The following is a 16907-nucleotide window of genomic DNA, read 5'->3' as shown; positions in this document are numbered from 1 at the left end:
ACACCCGGGGTGTGGTTACGCTCATCAAGACCGGTCACGCCGGGCATCGACCCGCTGCAGGGTCATGCTCGGCGTCTCATCGAACAGCTTGCGGTATTCGCAGGAAAAGCGCCCCAGATGGCTGAAGCCCCAGCCCATTGCGATCACCGAAATATTGTGGGCAGAACGATCTTCGAGGATTTCCTGGCGGACACCCATCAAGCGATATTTCTTCAGGTAAGCCATGGGTGACATTCCGAAGTATTTCTTGAAGTCTTCGAACAGCTTGAACCGCGACACCCCGGCGGCGGCTTCGATATCGTCAAGGTTGAGGGCATCACGGGCATGGGCATGAATGAAGTCCTTGGCACGCACCAGGTAATGCGGCAGTTTCACCCCCAGACGCTCGCGTAGCTCAGCAGAATAGTTGTGCGGTTGGGACAGGATCAGGCCCTTGAGCAAGGCACTCTCCAGGTCACGATTGAACAGCAACTGGCCGTACAGCTCACTGCGCTCCATCTCTTCGATGAAGTGCTTGACCGTGCGCCACCAGGAGGCAACCGACCCGGTCACCGCATCCATTTCGGGCTCAAAACGCAGGGTGGTGCCCAAGGGATGCTGCAACATGTCTTCCAGGGTCTTGCGCATGGCACTGCGGGTGATCACCACCTGCAGCTTGCGACAGTCGCCGGTGATACTCAATTGCTGACTCTCGTTGGGCGAAACGATGACGCCATGGTCGCGATCAGAGCGCAACAGCTCCCCGCCCCGACTCAGCTCCTGCTCACCACTCAACGGCAAGCTCAGGCTGTAGCTGTTGAAGCTGTCGACGTCGGTAACCCCCACCGTGACATCAGTGCCGTACTCGATGATGCCCAGGGTGGTCGACATCGACTTGAGCACGTTGCCACTGTGGTGGAACTGGATGCTGTTGGGTTTGCTCGCATGAAGCAAATGTGGGCCGCAGATCGTCGACATCCATGAGTGCGCCCCAGCCAGGTCGAAGTGATCGGCATGGATGTCACGAAAATGATTGTCGGGCTTGCTACTCATCGGCGTTACTCAACAAGGCTATTTTCGATACGGGCTCTGACGGCGCGCTGGCTTGTCCGGACGCAAGCTCCATGCCATCACCGGGTGCCAACAAGCACCCGATGATGTTCCGGATAGTCTTTGGCCATCTTACACAACCGGCAGTACGCGGGTGCCACCCGCTGAATGGACGGTCTGGTTTGCGCTATTTACTGTGCGATTACCGGCCACGTCCATGGCTCGGACGGTTGAATGTCGCACGCCGGACAGACGCGCAAAATTTCCGGACTGTCTTCGCCAACTATGCGGATAGACCGAAGGTCTGCGCCGACTCTTAATACGTGTACCGATTCACCCGATGAAACAGGTACCGACTTATGCATTATTCAAAAAGCGTCGCCCAATGGCAGACCTTCATCCAGGGTTGCCTGGACTTCCGTCCGGTGGAGGGCATCTACCGTATCGCCCGGGAAATGTTCACCGAACCTGAATTGTTCGATCTCGAGATGGAACTGATCTTCGAAAAGAACTGGATCTACGCCTGTCACGAAAGCGAGATCGCCCACAAGCATGACTTCATGACCCTGCGTGCCGGGCGCCAGCCACTGATCATCAGCCGCGACGGCGAAGGCCGGCTCAACGCCCTGATCAATGCCTGTCAGCACTGTGGCACGACCCTGACCCGCGTCGGCAAGGGCAACCAGTCGACCTTCACCTGCCCCTTCCACGCCTGGTGCTACAAAAGCGATGGCCGCCTGGTCAAGGTCAAGGCGCCGGGTGAATATCCCGAGAGTTTCGACAAGGCCACCCGTGGCCTGAAAAAAGCCCGTATCGAAAGCTACAAGGGCTTCGTCTTCGTCAGCCTGGACGTCGACGGCGGCGACAGCCTGGAAGACTACCTGGGCGACGCCAAGGTGTTCTTCGACATGATGGTCGCGCAATCGGCCAGCGGCGAGCTGGAAGTGCTGCCCGGCAAGTCGTCCTATACCTATGACGGCAATTGGAAGCTGCAGAACGAAAACGGCCTGGACGGTTATCACGTCAGCACCGTGCATTACAACTACGTCGCCACGGTGCAGCATCGCCAGCAGGTCAACGCCGAGAAAGGCAGCGCCTCGAGCGACACCCTGGACTACAGCAAGCTCGGTGCCGGCGATGCCGAGACCGACGACGGCTGGTTCTCCTTCAACAACGGCCACAGCCTGCTGTTCAGCGACATGCCCAACCCGGCGGTGCGCCCCGGCTACGCCACCATCATGCCGCGCCTGGTCGAAGAATACGGCCAGGACAGGGCCGAATGGATGATGCATCGCCTGCGCAACCTGAATGTCTACCCGAGCATGTTCTTCCTCGACCAGATCAGCTCGCAGCTGCGGATCATTCGTCCGCTGGCCTGGAACAAGACCGAGATCCACAGCTTCTGCCTGGGGGTCAAGGGCGAGTCCGATGCCGATCGCGAAAACCGTATCCGTCAGTTCGAAGACTTCTTCAATGTCTCCGGCCTCGGCACCCCTGATGACCTGGTGGAGTTCCGTGAAGCCCAGCGCGGCTTCCAGGCGCGCCTGGAGCGCTGGAGCGACATCTCCCGTGGCCATGACCAATGGGTCACGGGGGCCACCCGCAACAGCGAGACCCTCGGCATCCAACCGGTCCTGACCGGAACCGAGTTCACCCACGAAGGGCTCTACGTCAACCAGCACGGCAACTGGCAGCGCTTCCTGCTCGAAGGCCTGGCGCGCAAGGCCGCCGAAGAGCAACCCCTGCAACTGCGCGAGGTGTAATCATGAATTCGCAACTGCAATACCGTGTTGAACAGTTTTTCTACCGCAAGGCCGAGCTGTGCGATGCCCAGGACTGGGACGCTTACCTCGACCTGTTCAGCGAGGACAGCGAGTTCCACCTACCGCAATGGGATTCGGAGCACGTCTACACCACTGACCCGAAGAAGGGCATGTCACTGATCTACTACGCCAACCGCGGCGGCCTGGAAGATCGGGTGTTCCGCTTGCGCACTGGCAAGGCCGCCTCGACCATCCCAATGCCACGCACCTTGCACATGATCAACAACCTGCGCATCGCGGCGCTGGAAAACGACGAACTGGAGGTCCGGGTCAACTGGCAGACCCTGTACTACCGCATGGCCACCTCCGAGCAATTCTACGGCCGCGCCACCTACCGCCTGCGACCCGACGGCGAGAGCTGGAAGATCGCCCGCAAACATGTGCTGCTGCTCAACGACACGATTAATTCGGTGCTCGACTTCTACCATTTGTAAGCCACGGAGTACCCGACATGAACCACAAAGTGGCTTTCAATTTTGCCGATGGCAAAACCTCGTTTTTTGAGGTCAAGGCCAACGAATTGTTGCTCGACGCGGCCCTGCGCAACGGCGTGAACATTCCCCTGGATTGTCGCGAAGGCGTCTGTGGTACTTGCCAGGGACGCTGCGAATCCGGCCAGTACACGCAAGACTATATCGACGACGAAGTGTTCAGCGAAACCGACCTGGCGCAAGGCAAGATGCTCTCGTGTCAGACGCGCGTGCAGTCCGCGGCGTCCTTTTACTTCGACTTCGATTCAAGCCTGTGCAATGCCGGCGCCACCCAACGCCTACACGCCGTCATCGCCAAGGTCGAGCAGGTTTCCAGCAGCACGGCGATCCTGCATGTCGACGCCAGTTCCAGCGAGCGGCCGCTGGACTTCCTGCCCGGTCAATACGCGCGCCTGAAGGTGCCTGGCACCGAGGCCTGGCGCTCCTATTCGTTCGCCAACCAGCCCAACCCGGGCAATCAGTTGCGGTTCCTTATTCGGCTGCTACCGGATGGCGTGATGAGCAACTTTATCCGCGAACGGTGTGAGCCCGGGCAAGCGCTGGAGTTCGAGGCCCCGCTGGGCAGTTTCTATCTGCGGCAGGTCAACAAACCGCTGGTGATGGTGGCCGGTGGCACGGGGCTTTCGGCGTTTCTCGGCATGCTCGACGAGATCGCCGACAAAGGCGGATGCCAACAACCAATCAAGCTGTTCTATGGCGTCAACCAACACACCGACCTGTGCGAACTGAATCGCCTGGCGGAGTATCGAACGCGCATCGCGGGTTTCGAGTATCACTTGGTGGTTAGCCAGCCCTCGCCAGAATGGCCAGGCAAGACCGGACGGATTCCCCAACACTTCGACCGCCAGACCATGAACGCCAACCCGTTCGACATCTACTTGTGTGGCCCGCCGCCCATGGTCGAGGCGGTCAAGACCTGGTTTGTCGAGCAACGTATCGACGGCTTCCATCTGTATTACGAGAAGTTTATCGACAGCAACTCGGCGACCTGATCACTAACCCTGACCCGCGTCCGACCTGCTCGAGATAGGCCTCCAGCACGGACTCGACCTCGACAGAGCACCGCCTCTGACAGCGCCGTCAGAGGGTGCTCGCGACGCTTTTGCAAAGCGACCAGTCCACACAACCCCACCCTAAGAGAAGTCCCGTTTCTACGTAGTAAATTTTTACACTTCTTCCCCGTGGGTGGATCCAACCGACCACTTGGAAACCCTCAAAGCCATGAAACACGCGGGTTTGAACCGCTTATCCGAACCCATAAAATGATCGTATTTTTTGAGCGAATGTAAATTTTAAGATACCAATAGCAATGATTATCATTGGTTTTCGTATTTTTACTCGTTATTCTCCGCGTGCTTTCACTCAAGGCCGTGCACAAGGAGTCTGACTTGAAGAATGAATACAGCAAGAAACCGCAAGCCCTGCTAAGTCGCTGGAGCGAAGCACTGGGCAACCCTCTTTTCCAGACCCACCACATCACCCTCGACGCGCTGGTCAACACCCTCGCGCCTGCCGCCGAACGCAGTTTCCAGCGCTTGATCCAGGCGCTGTTTCGCGAAGGCCTGCTGGAGGCCAGCGCTCTCGAATACGATGAGCCACCTCGATGCTGGCTGACCCTTCCTGACCGAACCCGCCTGTGCTTCGAGCATTTGCTCCCCGGGCGCATGAGCAGTTGGGACCTGCGTGGCGACATCACGGCTTACGGCGACGATCATCCCCCGCACAAGATCCAGTTTCCCTCGGAACTGCTGACCCTGCTCAACAATGGCCTCGAGTCTTCCGCCGACGCCGAGGTGCTGAACCGCCTCAACGAAGAGCTTGACGACAGTTTCGCCAACGACACGCTCTGCCTGGCCTTCCACGAACGCTGGACACGCCAACTGCATGAGTCCATGGACCCGGTACATGGCGACAATCTGCTGGGCTGGCTCAAGGATGAGCCGAGCATTGCCAACCCGACCTCGCTGCTGGAACAGTGGGGCACGCTGGGCCACCCATGGCACCCCAACTACAAAACCAAACTGGGCTTGAGCACGGAACAGGTCATCGCTTTCTCGCCGGAGTTCGAGGCTCGTTTCCCGGTGATCCTCTGCGCCTTGCACCGCCAGTTTGCCCATGTCGAATCACTGGCGGGCAGCGTGGATTACTGGCAGTGGTGGCAAGGCCACTTCCCCCAGGCTGCACAACAGTTGAGCACTGAACTGGCGCGTCAGGGTCTTGAAGCCAGCGACTATCTGCCGCTGCCGGCCCATCCCTGGCAGGCGCGCCAGGAGCTGCCGCAGACCTTCGCCAATGAGATCGGTGACCGCTTGCTGATCCTGACCGACATCGTCGCGTTCACGGCGCATCCGACCATGTCGTTCCGCACCGTATTGCCTGAAGGCCGTGGTGACGCACCGATGGTCAAGCTGCCGGTGTCCCTGCGCCTGACCAGCGTGCAGCGTACCGTTTCGCCACGCTCGGCGCGCATGGGCCCGCGCATCAGCCAATTGATGCAAACCATCCTGCAGCGCGAACCCGCGATTCAGAACATTCTCGGCATCGTTACCGAACGCCTCGGTGTGCATTTCAAGCCGCAACCGGCAAACGACGAACGCTCCCGCCACTTGGCCGTGCTGTACCGGGACAACCCGCTGAGCCAGTTGCAGCCAGGTGAAATGGCCATTCCGGTCGGCAGTCTGTTTGCTATCGACCAGCACCAGCAACCGCTGTTGCGGCAGTGGGTGCGCCTGGCAAAGGGCGCGGACGACAGCGCCGCCATGCGCTCGTTCTTCCACGACTACGCTTCGATTGCGGTCCCTGCCCTGCTGGGCATGTACCTGCGTTACGGCGTGGCGTTCGAGGCCCATCAACAGAACAGCTTCATGATCATGGCCGCGGACGGACAACTGAACCGCCTGTTGCTGCGAGACTTCGGTGATATCCGGATCGACCGCAAGACCTTGCACGCACAGGGCCTGGACATCGAGCTGCATGATCCGAAGATGACCCTGTATGACGACGCCGGCTTCGTGCGCGACAAGCTGCTGCATACGGTCTTCATGTGTCATCTGGGCGAACTGGTGCTGCTCAGCGCCCGCCACTTCGACATCCCCCAGGCCCTGCTCTGGGGTGAACTGGCAACGCAGGTCAGTCAGTGCTTCGACAACTTGCGCGATCAGGTCGAACCGCAGCGCTGGGCGACCGAGCGCCAGGCCTTGCTGGAACAGGACTGGCCCGCCAAGTCGTTCATGCGGATGCGCCTGCTCGACAGTCACGCCGATATCGTCGGGCGCCTGCGCAACCCGCTGAGCGTCAATGCCGATGGCCGCTAACGGCACCGCGTTGCGGTTGCTGGTCGGGATCCAGTGGGTGTCCATGGGGGCCATGGAAATGAGCGGCCCGTTCTGGCCCTTGCAGATCCAGAAACTGCTCGGCACCGCCAATGCCCAGTACACCGGCCTGCTGTCCGCGCTGGTGTACGCCGGGCCGATGATGGCGGCGATGATCCTGACGCCCTTGTGGGGGCGACTGGGCGACCGGACCGGCCACAAACCGATGATCATTCGGGCGCTGCTGGCGTTGGCGCTATGCCAGGCGCTGGCCGCTATCACCTTCGATCCCTGGTTACTGGTGGGCATCCGAGTAGTGCAAGGGGCGCTGGCCGGGTTCATCGCCGCGGCCCAGGCCTATGCACTGGCCTGCTGCGGCGACAGCGGCCGCGGGCAGATTCTCGCCCGACTGCAATCGGCCACGGCGGTTGGTTCGTTGGCCGGGCCGGTGCTGGGTGGCTGGCTGATGGATGTCTCGGGGTTCGCCGTGCTGTGCTACAGCGCCACCGCGATTTGCCTGCTGTGTGCCGTGATCAGCCTGTTTTTGCCCAGCGACACACAACGCATCGCGCACAAGCAAAAACCGGCGCACGCCGCCCTGCCCAAGGGTTGGCTGGGAGCCATGCTCGGGGTCATCGTGCTGATCCAGGCCGCCAAGATGATGCCGCAGCCTTTCTATGCCTTGTACGTGGCGGACGTTCTGCACGCGCCTGGTTGGTTGATCGGCGCCAGCTATGCCGCCAGTGCGGCCACCCTCGCCTTGTCCGCGCCGCTGTGGGGTCGGCTGTTCGACCGCCATCAGCCCGCGCACACCTTGCGCGTCATCGAATGGGTCGCCTGGTCCTGTGCCTTGACCCTGGCCTTTACCGCCGTGGCCAGCGAATGGATGGGTTTTCTTGCCAGCCGACTGCTTTGGGGCGTGTGGCAAGGCGCACTGCTACCCGTCGCTTACACCCTGATCGCCAACACCATTACCCCCAGCCAGCAAGGTTTTGCACTGGGCCTGGGCAACAGCGCGGCCAAGGCCGGGGCGTTGTGCGGGGCCTTGATGGGGGGCATCGGCATGGGAATCGTCGGCCTGGCGCAGAGCTTCTGGCTGGTGGCAGTCACGTACGCCATTGCCGCCCTGGGTATCCGCGCCATCCGGGCATTTTCACAAACGCCGGAAACAACCGTTTTATCGACCAACACGCCTCGCGGCTAAATAAAGAAAGAGCAATGAAAAAAACACAACTGTCCATCCTGCTGCCCTTTATCGGCTCGTTGAGCACACCGGCCTGGGCCGATCAGAGCGAACCTGCCCAAGCGGCGCCCGGCACCCTGCAACTGCAGGAAATGGTGGTGTCCGCCACCCGCAGCGAAACCAGCATTGCCTCGATTCCAGGCTCCGTGCAGGTGATCAACGAAGAGCAGATCCGCCAGCAGACCGGTGCCGGACGACGGGTCGCGGATATCCTCGGCCAACTGGTGCCGGGCATCTCCCCTTCCACCGGCGGCATGAGCAACTTTGGCCAGACCCTGCGCGGGCGCAACACGCTGATCCTGATCGACGGGGTTTCCCAGAACGCGACGCGAGACAACTTTCGCCAGCTCAACAGCATCGCCCCGGAAAGCATCGAACGCATCGAAGTGGTCTCCGGCGCCAGCAGCGTCTATGGGGCGGGCGCGTCGGGCGGCATCATCAACATCATCACCAAGCGCAACAAGGGCGAGGAACTGGCGTTCAGCAGCAAGATCGGCATGACCACCGGCAACAACCTCAATCGCAAGGGCTTTGCCTACGATGCGTTCCAGAGCGCAACGGGGCGCAAGGACGCGCTGGACTGGTACGTCTCGGCCAACACCGTGCAACGCAACGACCAGTTCGACGGCAACGGCAAGCGCATTCCCCAGGACACGTCCCAGGGCAGCAACATGGACACTCGCACCTACGACCTGCAAGGTCGTTTCGGCTACGCGCTGGATACCGACAAGAAGATCAGCCTGTCGCTGCAGGACTACAAGGACCAACAGGACACCGGCTACACCAAGGACCCGCGCAACACCAACAACGCCGTCGCGGTAAAAGGTCTGAAGCTGGATGACCAGCCATTCACCCACAACCAGGCCGTCAACCTCAACTACACCGACAAGGATTTCCACGGTCAGGGGTTGCAGGTCGAAAGTTACTGGCGGCGTGCCGATGCGCTGTTTTTCCCGGACTTGTCACGGGGCCGTGCGGGGATCTCCGACAACAATAGCGTGCAGGACGTCTACGGTCTGCGGGCGGCGATCGAAAGCAAAATGCCGGACATCGGCCCGGCCACCGGCACACTGGTCTGGGGCGCCGACTATGACCACGAGACCTCGCGCCAACGCGGCGATCAGTACAAGGTCAATGGGCTGACCTACACCAAGACCGGCACCACCTTTGAAATGGGGCCCGACGTCGCGACCGCCACCAAAGCCATTTTTGGTCAGCTGTCCTACGACGTCGGCGACTGGACCCTGCGTGGCGGCGTGCGTCGCGAATGGATCGACAGCGAGATTTCCGACAGCATTGCCTATGGCGAAATTGTCCAGACCGGCAATCGCGCGACGCTGCCCGGCGGCACCCTGAACTACAACGACACGCTGTACAACCTCGGGGCGGTGTACCACCTGAACGAAAACCAGGATGTGTTCGTCAACTTCAGCCAGGGCTTTTCCCTTCCGGATATCCAGCGCTTCCTGCGTGACGTCAGCAGCACTTACGACATCCACAAACTCAACGCCCAGGCCATCAAGGTCAACAGCTATGAGCTGGGTTGGCGTGGTAACTGGGACCAGTGGCAGGCCAGTGTCACGGCCTACGAAAACACCTCGGATGTCACCCAGTTCTTTGATGCCAACGACCGCGTACTGCGCTTGATCAACCAGAAGGAGCGCGTGCGCGGTGTGGAAACCAGCCTGAGCTACAACGTGACAGACCAATGGTCGGTGGGTGGTACTTACGCTTACGCCAAGGGTGAGACCGACCAGAACGGCAAATGGATCGACTTGCCCGCCACACGTATTTCCCCGGCCAAGACCACGGCCTTCGTCGGTTATGACCGTGGCGACTACAACCTGCGCCTGCAAGCCATGCGCCTGTCGGACTACGACGCGGCCTTCAAGGACAACAACGGCCGCGATATCAAGGGCTACACGCTATTCGACCTGCTGGGTTCGGTGGCGTTGCCGGTGGGTCGCCTGGAAGGCGGTGTCTACAACCTGGCCAACCGCAACTACCAGAACATGTTCGCCCAGGCCAACGCCCGCGCGCCCTATCCGAATGCTGAAGGTCGGACCTTGAGCCTGAGCTACGCGGTCGATTGGTAACCCCCCACCCACGAAGGTGTCAGTCCAGAACCATTGGCTGGCGCCGGTTCAGCCATCCAGTAGGGCCCTGCCTGGCTGATCGCCTCACCTGATCGCGCGTAAAAGACCCGGCCGGAACGACCGGGACTTTACGCGTTGGAAGAAGATGGTGGGGCAGGTCAAAAACACTGTTCAGATCGAAAGTATAAATCGACCTTCGTCCCTGGTTTGATCCATCCAGGAGTTCGGCTCAACCAGGAACCCACACCGCTCAAGTACTCTTCTTGAGCCAATATTGTCCTTGTACACATGGGCCAACAATTGCGTGAGGCGCCAGCGCATCCGTGCTTCCTGGATAAGATGCTTGAGTGCCAGCGTGGCCAGTCCCTGCCCGCAGAAGCGTTGATCGATCCGATAGCCAACTTCCGCGGAACCCTTCGGCGAGTTGATGCTTTTCAGATTGGCTCGCCCCACTATCGCGCCACTGGAATCCTCGATAACCAAGGGGTGCCAGACCCCGATAGCAAAATCGGACAAATAGCGCTCGATATGATCGGTTACCCCCTGCAACGAGTAGAAGGAAGGGTCGCGCGCGTCAATCTGGGATTCGAACCACTCACGGTTACGGATTTCGAAAGCCAGCAACGCTTCAATATCGGTATTTTCCAGCTTGCGAACACTGACGATTGTCATGGGGGGTCGCCTCTCCTTGCGTAAATAAATCTGCCGCGTTCTCAGTCTTGCGGTGAACTTCAGCCCTGGGCCTTGGCGGCCGCCAGATAAGGCGCCAAACGCCGACCCATTTCCTCACCGAGTGCCTGCAACCCACTTATGGGACGGACCATGACTTCGAACTCGACAATCTTGCCGGCCTCGTCGAAACGTATCATATCGATGCCCTTGAGTTGTCGACCCGCCACCTCGGCGCTGAACTCCAACACCACACTGAGGCCGTCAGCCGTGACCAGTTCACGATGATAGGTGAAGTGCTCGAAGACCTTGATGACCGTACCGAGGATGGTCGAGACCACCAACACCCCGGGGTAGGGTTGATGGGCCATGGGAGAACGGAACACCACATCCGCCGCCAACAGTTCGGGCAAAGCGGCCAGGTCGCCGTGCGCGACCATCTCATGCCAGTGTTGCAGCGAAGCAGCGGCTTGCGGGTGAAGCTTGAGTTCGGACATCTGACGTTCCTCGGTATCGTTATTGTTTTGGATAGCGTTCAACGTTCAAGCCCCAGGGTATTGAGGGTTTGCCGGGACCTCTGCCTTCATTGAACGGTGCGGTGCAGCCCTATACCCTAGCCGCTGAGAGCTTATGCCAAGGATATACGTTTAGCGTTCGGCTACGACCGAGGTGGTTGGGGTGGGTTCTGGATCCGCTGGTTAATCGGGTGTTCGAGCGCGAGACTCGGCAGCGGTTTGCGGCGATGGCGGCGTACCTGCGAGGTATCGCCAAGGAGCGCGGGAATGGATCAGCTCTCAGGGGAAACGATTGAGTCTGGACTGGCTTCAGCCGCCAGCTTCAATCGGTCAGCTTTACTAATGTATTTAGACTTGCTTGCCGGTGCCAGTTTGGCACTGGCCTTTTTTGCGTGCGCCTGTAACAGCTGCTTTATTTTCTTACGACGGTTCATATTTTCTACTCGGTTTGTAAATTCTTGAACGATGACAAAGGTTTGCGCATAAAGCCCAGGTAGTAAGAGAGGGTATGGTAAGCGTGAATCGGGGGCAGTGGCTAGGTTGTTGAGCTGCCGGGACCAGCAGCGCCCGCTTCGGGACTGCCGCTTTCCGAAGCCGTCTCTATCCTGGCACTGATTCCTTATCGAGCATGTTCTGGAAAAGAAGCACGAGGCTGGATTGCTGTTCGCCCAAAGGTGCAAAAAATTTGCGATCTACAGCCTCCACAATCACGATCGCCTTATGGGCCATATCACGACCGGCTTCGGAGACTGAAATAATCTTGGCCCGTGTGTCGGTAGGATGGGCATCCCTCACAAATAGCCCATTGGCAAGAAGCATTCTGACGACTTGGGAGGTTGTCATCGGGTCGCTGCCCGTCAGCTGGGACAGGCGCATCTGGGTCAGTGGCTCTTGCGAACCGAACCAGGTTGCGACTGCCAGCATGACAAACTGAGTGTGCGTCAGACCCAGCGGTTGCAAAGCAGCGCGCTGCTCACGCTGCCAGGTATTGGAGATGCGCCAGAGCAAAAATCCCGGACTATCCGACGGTCCGCCATGGCGGGTGGGCAGCGGCTTCGACTTCATGGGTGACACCTCGGTACTGCGAGATCAATGTCCATTGCGCAGGCAATGGTGCAAAACGCCAAGCCACGCATGGCTTACCAATCCTTCCAATCGGTAACGGCTTCGAACAGCGCTCAGACAGTAGCGGCTGATATGCTGGTTTCCTGGCTGTATGAGGCACTGTTATGGTGGTCGTGCGCAGGGCACTTCGGTGCCCCGGGTTTCCTGATCACCGGTCTGCTAACCTGCGTACGGCTGCCACCCTCTCGTTTAGCAGCGATGTTGGCGGCTCCCTCAACAGATCGGGAGTAACCACTCTATGTTCAAGATCACCCCCAATCCACCGGCAACATCCAACATTGAAACCATCGATCCTCGTCTCGCCGACCGGGTCTTGTCTCATTACAACCTTGGTCCGGCTGCAGGTTCGAAACCAGTCCAAAACACTGTGTTGCATGGTGATCTACCTGATCCTAGAAATCAGGAAGACACCTTGGTCAACGTCTACTCGATTCTGCAATCCGCTGCGGCCACAGCCTATGAACACGCCGACAACCAAACCGGTTCGAACCGCAAGGTGGCAATGGGTGTGGTGCACCTGATTGAGCTGGCACAACTCAGGATGGACTCGGTGTTGGATGGGCAGACAGTCGGCGTCAGCGGCTGACAGCGTTCTGCGGATAAACGGGAAGCCTGGCTTCCCGTTTTGTTGATCGCGATTCACATCTTCGGTTGCTCGGAAACGTTGAATATCAGTGCTAATCCTGTAAGCAATGCACGCATTGTCGCTCGCTAGCTTCTCAGCTGCCCGCGCAGACCGCTTCCCAGGAACAACTGATTTCGTCCCAATGACTGCAATCGGCCAGGAGCGGTCAGTTGCCCATACCGTTGCGTGGACGTTCAGACGTCGGATCCGCCCAGTTAACGGACTCCGACGCAATAATGAAGAGCCTCAGGCCTAAAGATGCACGAGTGGTTGTAATGTTGAATGTCTGCGGTCCGGTGCAGTGTATCCAGACTCGGCGCCCATTCTGAAATCGGCGCTTTATTTGATGCGCGCTATGATGTAGTTTTTCTCGATTATGCCGATAACATTCTGGGATTCAGGTTTCGTTTATCTCTAGCTGACCGTTCCCGCAAGTTGATCCTGTGCAGAAGGAAATTAACGTGGGCGTAGTGCAAGCAGGAATCGTTTTTCGCTCAGGCGAAGAGAGCTTCACCCCGGAACTGGCCGTTGCGAGCCTTTTTGGGAAGTCTGTAAACAGATTATCAGCCCCCATTGACCGCTCCTTTGACAGCCGTCATGACCACCATGTTCTCGTACAGCAGTTTGGCGACGTCTGGATCATCAGCAATCACGCGCTGGTTTGGCCCATTCTCGAAAACCCTGAACATGACCTTTGCGGCTTGCACGAAATACTCGATAAGCCGGCGTTGATGATTGCCTTCTGTCAGTACGACTCCGGCGACAGTTATGGTTATGCACTCATCGAAGACGGTGTTCTGACTCGATCACGACTTCAGGACAGCGGATCTGACGTGCGGCTGTTCGGCGTAACAAAGCCATTCGAGCAAAAGTGGGAAACGGCTGAATTCTATTTGGATGAAGACGATTGTCCGGAAGAAGAGTGGCAGAAGGTCTATTACCTTGATGATCGCAAGGTGACTGTGCCGGAGTACTACTTGACCAGTCGTTTGGTGTACGAAGCGCTCACTGAAAATTTCGGCGTTTGCCCATGGGAGTCAGACCTAAAGCCGAATATCTGGTATTTGCAGCTGAGTGAAGAATCAGTCCAGTGTACTAGTGCACCAGAAATGAAAGTAAAAAAACCGTGGTGGAAAGTTTGGTAGCTCTCCAACAGACAGCCACACCATGAACCCGCTCTGTTTAAGACTATAAGATGGCACACCAACCGTTAAACTCAGTCCGCTGCAATCATCGGAGCATTTCGTGCGCAGGCACACTTGCTTGGCAGCGGGCTCAGCTCTCGCTACAGGCGTCGCCCAGCGCTAGGACTAGCGTGTGCTTCGCTGATGAGGCATTCGGTAGTTTGAGACCGATGCTTCATCTACGTTTAGTCAATTTCTACCGGGCGATAAAACGACAGCCCCAAACCGGTTGACTCAAGTAGTATCGAGTGCTAATGCTTGACGCTTACCGTCTTCATCCCGACGCTTTTTTGATTGACTCGTATCGGCCCTCATTTTTTTGCCCCGAGCGTCGCAATGTAATGAGCGACAGCTTCGGCATCGGCATCAGACAGTGAATGAGTGACCTGCTTCATCAGGGCACCACGCGGGCGCTGGTCAGTCTGTTGAAAAACCTTGATCTGGCGAATCATGTAGTAGGCATGTTGACCCGCCAGACGCGGAAACTGACCATTGCCCTGGCCGTCGGCACCGTGGCAGGAACTACACTGAGCGATGCCCAACTCAGGCAAGCCCTTGCGAAAGATCAATTCACCGCGCGCATCAGGCTTATCGTCGTCAGCCTTCATGGGGCTCTGACTGGAAAAGTAGTCGGCCAGTTCGCTGATCTGGGTCTCTGTCAAATGGGTAAACCCCCACATGTATTGAGTCCCGGTTACATCGCTGCGTGCATGGCCCTTGAAGTCCGCCAGCTGTAACTTCAGGTACTCTTTTTGCTGGCCGGCCAACTTGGGAAACATCGGCGAGATGGACTCCCCCGTCAGCCCGTGGCACATGGAACAAACCTTGTCGACCATGGCGATACCGGGCATGGGCGAGTTTTTTTCCGATGCCTGCTCGTTCGTACCAGTGCAGCCCGTGAGCGCAACCACGCAGAGGGCAAGAAAAAAACGCGATCGTTTGAAAGTACCCTTCATGCCCACTGCGTCCATGGTCTACACCCCTGCGTTCAACTGATCAAAACGCGTACCACATATAAAGATACGTGGTGTCGTTTTCACTGGCATCACGGCCATTGCCGTCATAGTTGTTCGTTGCGCCCAAATAGCGGGTGAAATAGTTGTATTGGAGCCCGACCCTCAGGTTCTGCATCGGTAACCAGAATACCTCTGGCGTCCACATTCGTGTATCGGGTGAAAAGTTGGCGCTGTCCGGGTACGCCGTGGCATCCGAGCTGCCATTGACATTGGTATACGCCAGACTCGCACCATATTTGGAACGGTACACATAACTGCCCTTCAATTTGAATGATCGCAGGGTTGCAGGTCCGTCAAAGAGGGTCTGGGTGCCATCCCTGATTTCTTCCTTGATATAGCGTATCTGTGCCGTGAAAGCATGAGGTTCCAGGAGGTACTGATACTGGCCATCGAAGCCGACGTCCCGGTACTCGGTGCTGCCCTGGCCGTGGATCGGATTGTTGGAACCATCCATGGGCAGAATTTTGGCGTTCATCGCAAAGGCTCCCACCATCACGTTTTGGGCCCCCCACTCGTAGGTATAGGCCAGTCTGGCATAAGGGCTTGAGCCATCCATGTACGTCAGCGGATGGTAGGTGTCACCCTTCTTGTTGCCCAGACTCAGAAACTGCCACGTGTCTTTGGCTGTCTGGTAGGAGGTCAACTCCAGATACAACGACTTGTTCAAATAAACATACGCACCGATACCCGCGACCTGTTGAGCCAATCCCCCCTCAATCAGGGTAGCGGTCGGGACCCCGCCGAAGGCGCCCAAGGTTGAACTGACATAGGGATAGCCCCAGGCCGGCGTGCTGTTCCAGACATCCTGAACCGTGGGGTTGTTATTCAATGTGACCCCCCAGATGACATCACTCGAGGTATCCACCCGGCGGTCCGCATAACGCAGGTCAAAGTTGTCCGAGCCCAGGTGACTGACCCAATTACCCGAAGCATCCTGGTGGTCATACGAGCTGTAGGTGAATTGGGCAAAGCCGCCGATAACGTCAGTGATTTTTCCAGCGAGGAACACACTGCCAAAATCGAGTACGAATTGCTTGTCTTTGGGTGAAATCGAGCTGCCCGCACCGTCGCTGTTGTTGCGCGTTGAGGTGAAGTCGCCGACGATCATCGCTGCCAGAGGGTTGGTTCGTACGCCATTGGTGTAACCCGTCAGTTTGAACAGGCGCCCATAAGGTGTCAGCTCGGGAAATTGCCCACCCGCATGACAGGCAACGCAGCTTTGCCCTGTCTGACGTGCAAAGGAAGGCAGGGCCTGGGCCGACTGACAGAGCACCAGGAGCACTAGCGCCCCCAACAGGGCTCCCGGTAGCCTGAACGACCTGAAAAAAAACGACCGCGCCACCGCTTTCTTCCCGCCTGCTTCGCCGTCCTTCGGATACATTTCAATTCCCTCTGGAATGAGGCTGCCAAGTGACATGACCGTCCGTGGAGCCTAGCCAGACGCTGGCCATTTACACGTTCAGTCGAGCGTTTCGTCGTTCAAGCGCTGCAACGCGCATCACGTCCATTGCGTCTGGTCATATTCAGCGGCCTGCGGGCGTGTAATGCAGACACTGTCTCCTGGGGCATTACATCCTTTGTTGACGAAACTCAAAGAATCCTCTTGTAGTGCTCAACTAATCCCGGCAGCACCAATTCAACGATGGGCTGGCACCCGCTCTGGCTGAGAAAAACTTAACGGTGTGTCCGGGATTAGTTGACCACTACATACATTCGAAAGTTGAGGGTGCTGAACATCGGTCTAAACTCTGGGCCTCAGTTGTGCTCCGCAGGGAGGCTA

General features: G+C 58.2%; 15 protein-coding genes. 8 read left to right on the top strand and 7 right to left on the bottom strand.

Annotation, left to right across the window (positions count from 1 at the left end; genetic code table 11):
* Positions 1-24: 24 nt before the first annotated feature.
* Positions 25-1032, bottom strand: a complete 1008-nt coding sequence (locus tag AC07T0_RS07070; RefSeq protein WP_495000478.1) for an AraC family transcriptional regulator — start codon at positions 1030-1032, stop codon at positions 25-27.
* Positions 1033-1388: 356 nt separating this feature from the next.
* Between AC07T0_RS07070 and antA the strand changes: the two genes are divergently transcribed.
* The 6 genes from antA (at position 1389) to AC07T0_RS07040 (ending at position 9993) form a co-directional block, all read left to right on the top strand.
* Positions 1389-2792 carry an anthranilate 1,2-dioxygenase large subunit gene (gene antA / locus AC07T0_RS07065; RefSeq protein WP_495000477.1) on the top strand — a complete coding sequence of 468 codons (1404 nt, stop codon included), beginning with the start codon at positions 1389-1391 and terminating at the stop codon, positions 2790-2792.
* 2 nt (positions 2793-2794) lie between these two features.
* Complete coding sequence (gene antB / locus AC07T0_RS07060) at positions 2795-3286, top strand: anthranilate 1,2-dioxygenase small subunit (protein WP_495000476.1); 492 nt, start codon at positions 2795-2797, stop codon at positions 3284-3286.
* A 17-nt stretch (positions 3287-3303) separates the two neighbouring features.
* Positions 3304-4335 (top strand): anthranilate 1,2-dioxygenase electron transfer component AntC, encoded by a 1032-nt coding sequence (gene antC, locus AC07T0_RS07055; RefSeq protein WP_495000475.1) that lies wholly within the window; start codon positions 3304-3306, stop codon positions 4333-4335.
* 396 nt (positions 4336-4731) lie between these two features.
* Positions 4732-6657 carry an IucA/IucC family protein gene (locus AC07T0_RS07050; protein ID WP_495000474.1) on the top strand — a complete coding sequence of 642 codons (1926 nt, stop codon included), beginning with the start codon at positions 4732-4734 and terminating at the stop codon, positions 6655-6657.
* A complete protein-coding gene (locus tag AC07T0_RS07045; RefSeq protein WP_495000552.1) occupies positions 6647-7858 on the top strand; it encodes an MFS transporter in 1212 nt (403 codons plus the stop codon). The genes AC07T0_RS07050 and AC07T0_RS07045 overlap by 11 nt, the downstream gene beginning before the upstream one ends.
* Positions 7859-7872: 14 nt before the next feature.
* Entirely contained in the window at positions 7873-9993 is a 2121-nt protein-coding gene (locus tag AC07T0_RS07040; RefSeq protein WP_495000473.1) for a TonB-dependent receptor, read from the top strand.
* Positions 9994-10164: 171 nt separating this feature from the next.
* Here AC07T0_RS07040 and AC07T0_RS07035 read toward each other — a convergent pair whose 3' ends face one another.
* The 4 genes from AC07T0_RS07035 to AC07T0_RS07020 form a co-directional block, all read right to left on the bottom strand.
* Positions 10165-10665 carry a GNAT family N-acetyltransferase gene (locus AC07T0_RS07035; RefSeq protein WP_495000472.1) on the bottom strand — a complete coding sequence of 167 codons (501 nt, stop codon included), beginning with the start codon at positions 10663-10665 and terminating at the stop codon, positions 10165-10167.
* A gap of 59 nt (positions 10666-10724) precedes the next feature.
* Positions 10725-11159 carry a nuclear transport factor 2 family protein gene (locus AC07T0_RS07030; RefSeq protein WP_495000471.1) on the bottom strand — a complete coding sequence of 145 codons (435 nt, stop codon included), beginning with the start codon at positions 11157-11159 and terminating at the stop codon, positions 10725-10727.
* 290 nt (positions 11160-11449) lie between these two features.
* Positions 11450-11611, bottom strand: coding sequence for a DUF2986 domain-containing protein (locus AC07T0_RS07025; RefSeq protein WP_495000470.1), 162 nt, complete (start codon positions 11609-11611; stop codon positions 11450-11452).
* Between the two features lie 166 nt (positions 11612-11777).
* Complete coding sequence (locus tag AC07T0_RS07020; RefSeq protein WP_495000469.1) at positions 11778-12242, bottom strand: MarR family winged helix-turn-helix transcriptional regulator; 465 nt, start codon at positions 12240-12242, stop codon at positions 11778-11780.
* Positions 12243-12540: 298 nt separating this feature from the next.
* Between AC07T0_RS07020 and AC07T0_RS07015 the strand changes: the two genes are divergently transcribed.
* Positions 12541-12888 carry a DUF6124 family protein gene (locus AC07T0_RS07015; protein WP_495000468.1) on the top strand — a complete coding sequence of 116 codons (348 nt, stop codon included), beginning with the start codon at positions 12541-12543 and terminating at the stop codon, positions 12886-12888.
* A gap of 500 nt (positions 12889-13388) precedes the next feature.
* Complete coding sequence (locus tag AC07T0_RS07010; RefSeq protein WP_495000467.1) at positions 13389-14072, top strand: hypothetical protein; 684 nt, start codon at positions 13389-13391, stop codon at positions 14070-14072.
* Positions 14073-14422: 350 nt separating this feature from the next.
* Here AC07T0_RS07010 and AC07T0_RS07005 read toward each other — a convergent pair whose 3' ends face one another.
* Positions 14423-15082, bottom strand: a complete 660-nt coding sequence (locus tag AC07T0_RS07005; RefSeq protein WP_495000466.1) for a c-type cytochrome — start codon at positions 15080-15082, stop codon at positions 14423-14425.
* A 25-nt stretch (positions 15083-15107) separates the two neighbouring features.
* Entirely contained in the window at positions 15108-16544 is a 1437-nt protein-coding gene (locus tag AC07T0_RS07000; RefSeq protein WP_495000465.1) for a cytochrome C, read from the bottom strand.
* Positions 16545-16907 lie beyond the last annotated feature (363 nt).

Source organism: Pseudomonas sp. GW821-FHT04D07, assembly GCF_059420225.1.
Note: the sequence above shows the minus strand (reverse complement) of the source record. Positions and strands in the feature narration are given on the sequence as shown.

Coding starts and splice junctions, on each gene's coding strand:
- AC07T0_RS07070 (WP_495000478.1), bottom strand. CDS start 1,032: ATGAGTAGCAAGCCCGACAATCATTTTCGTGACATCCATGCCGATCAC.
- antA (WP_495000477.1), top strand. CDS start 1,389: ATGCATTATTCAAAAAGCGTCGCCCAATGGCAGACCTTCATCCAGGGT.
- antB (WP_495000476.1), top strand. CDS start 2,795: ATGAATTCGCAACTGCAATACCGTGTTGAACAGTTTTTCTACCGCAAG.
- antC (WP_495000475.1), top strand. CDS start 3,304: ATGAACCACAAAGTGGCTTTCAATTTTGCCGATGGCAAAACCTCGTTT.
- AC07T0_RS07045 (WP_495000552.1), top strand. CDS start 6,647: ATGGCCGCTAACGGCACCGCGTTGCGGTTGCTGGTCGGGATCCAGTGG.
- AC07T0_RS07040 (WP_495000473.1), top strand. CDS start 7,873: ATGAAAAAAACACAACTGTCCATCCTGCTGCCCTTTATCGGCTCGTTG.
- AC07T0_RS07035 (WP_495000472.1), bottom strand. CDS start 10,665: ATGACAATCGTCAGTGTTCGCAAGCTGGAAAATACCGATATTGAAGCG.
- AC07T0_RS07030 (WP_495000471.1), bottom strand. CDS start 11,159: ATGTCCGAACTCAAGCTTCACCCGCAAGCCGCTGCTTCGCTGCAACAC.
- AC07T0_RS07025 (WP_495000470.1), bottom strand. CDS start 11,611: ATGAACCGTCGTAAGAAAATAAAGCAGCTGTTACAGGCGCACGCAAAA.
- AC07T0_RS07020 (WP_495000469.1), bottom strand. CDS start 12,242: ATGAAGTCGAAGCCGCTGCCCACCCGCCATGGCGGACCGTCGGATAGT.
- AC07T0_RS07015 (WP_495000468.1), top strand. CDS start 12,541: ATGTTCAAGATCACCCCCAATCCACCGGCAACATCCAACATTGAAACC.
- AC07T0_RS07005 (WP_495000466.1), bottom strand. CDS start 15,082: ATGGACGCAGTGGGCATGAAGGGTACTTTCAAACGATCGCGTTTTTTT.
- AC07T0_RS07000 (WP_495000465.1), bottom strand. CDS start 16,544: ATGTCACTTGGCAGCCTCATTCCAGAGGGAATTGAAATGTATCCGAAG.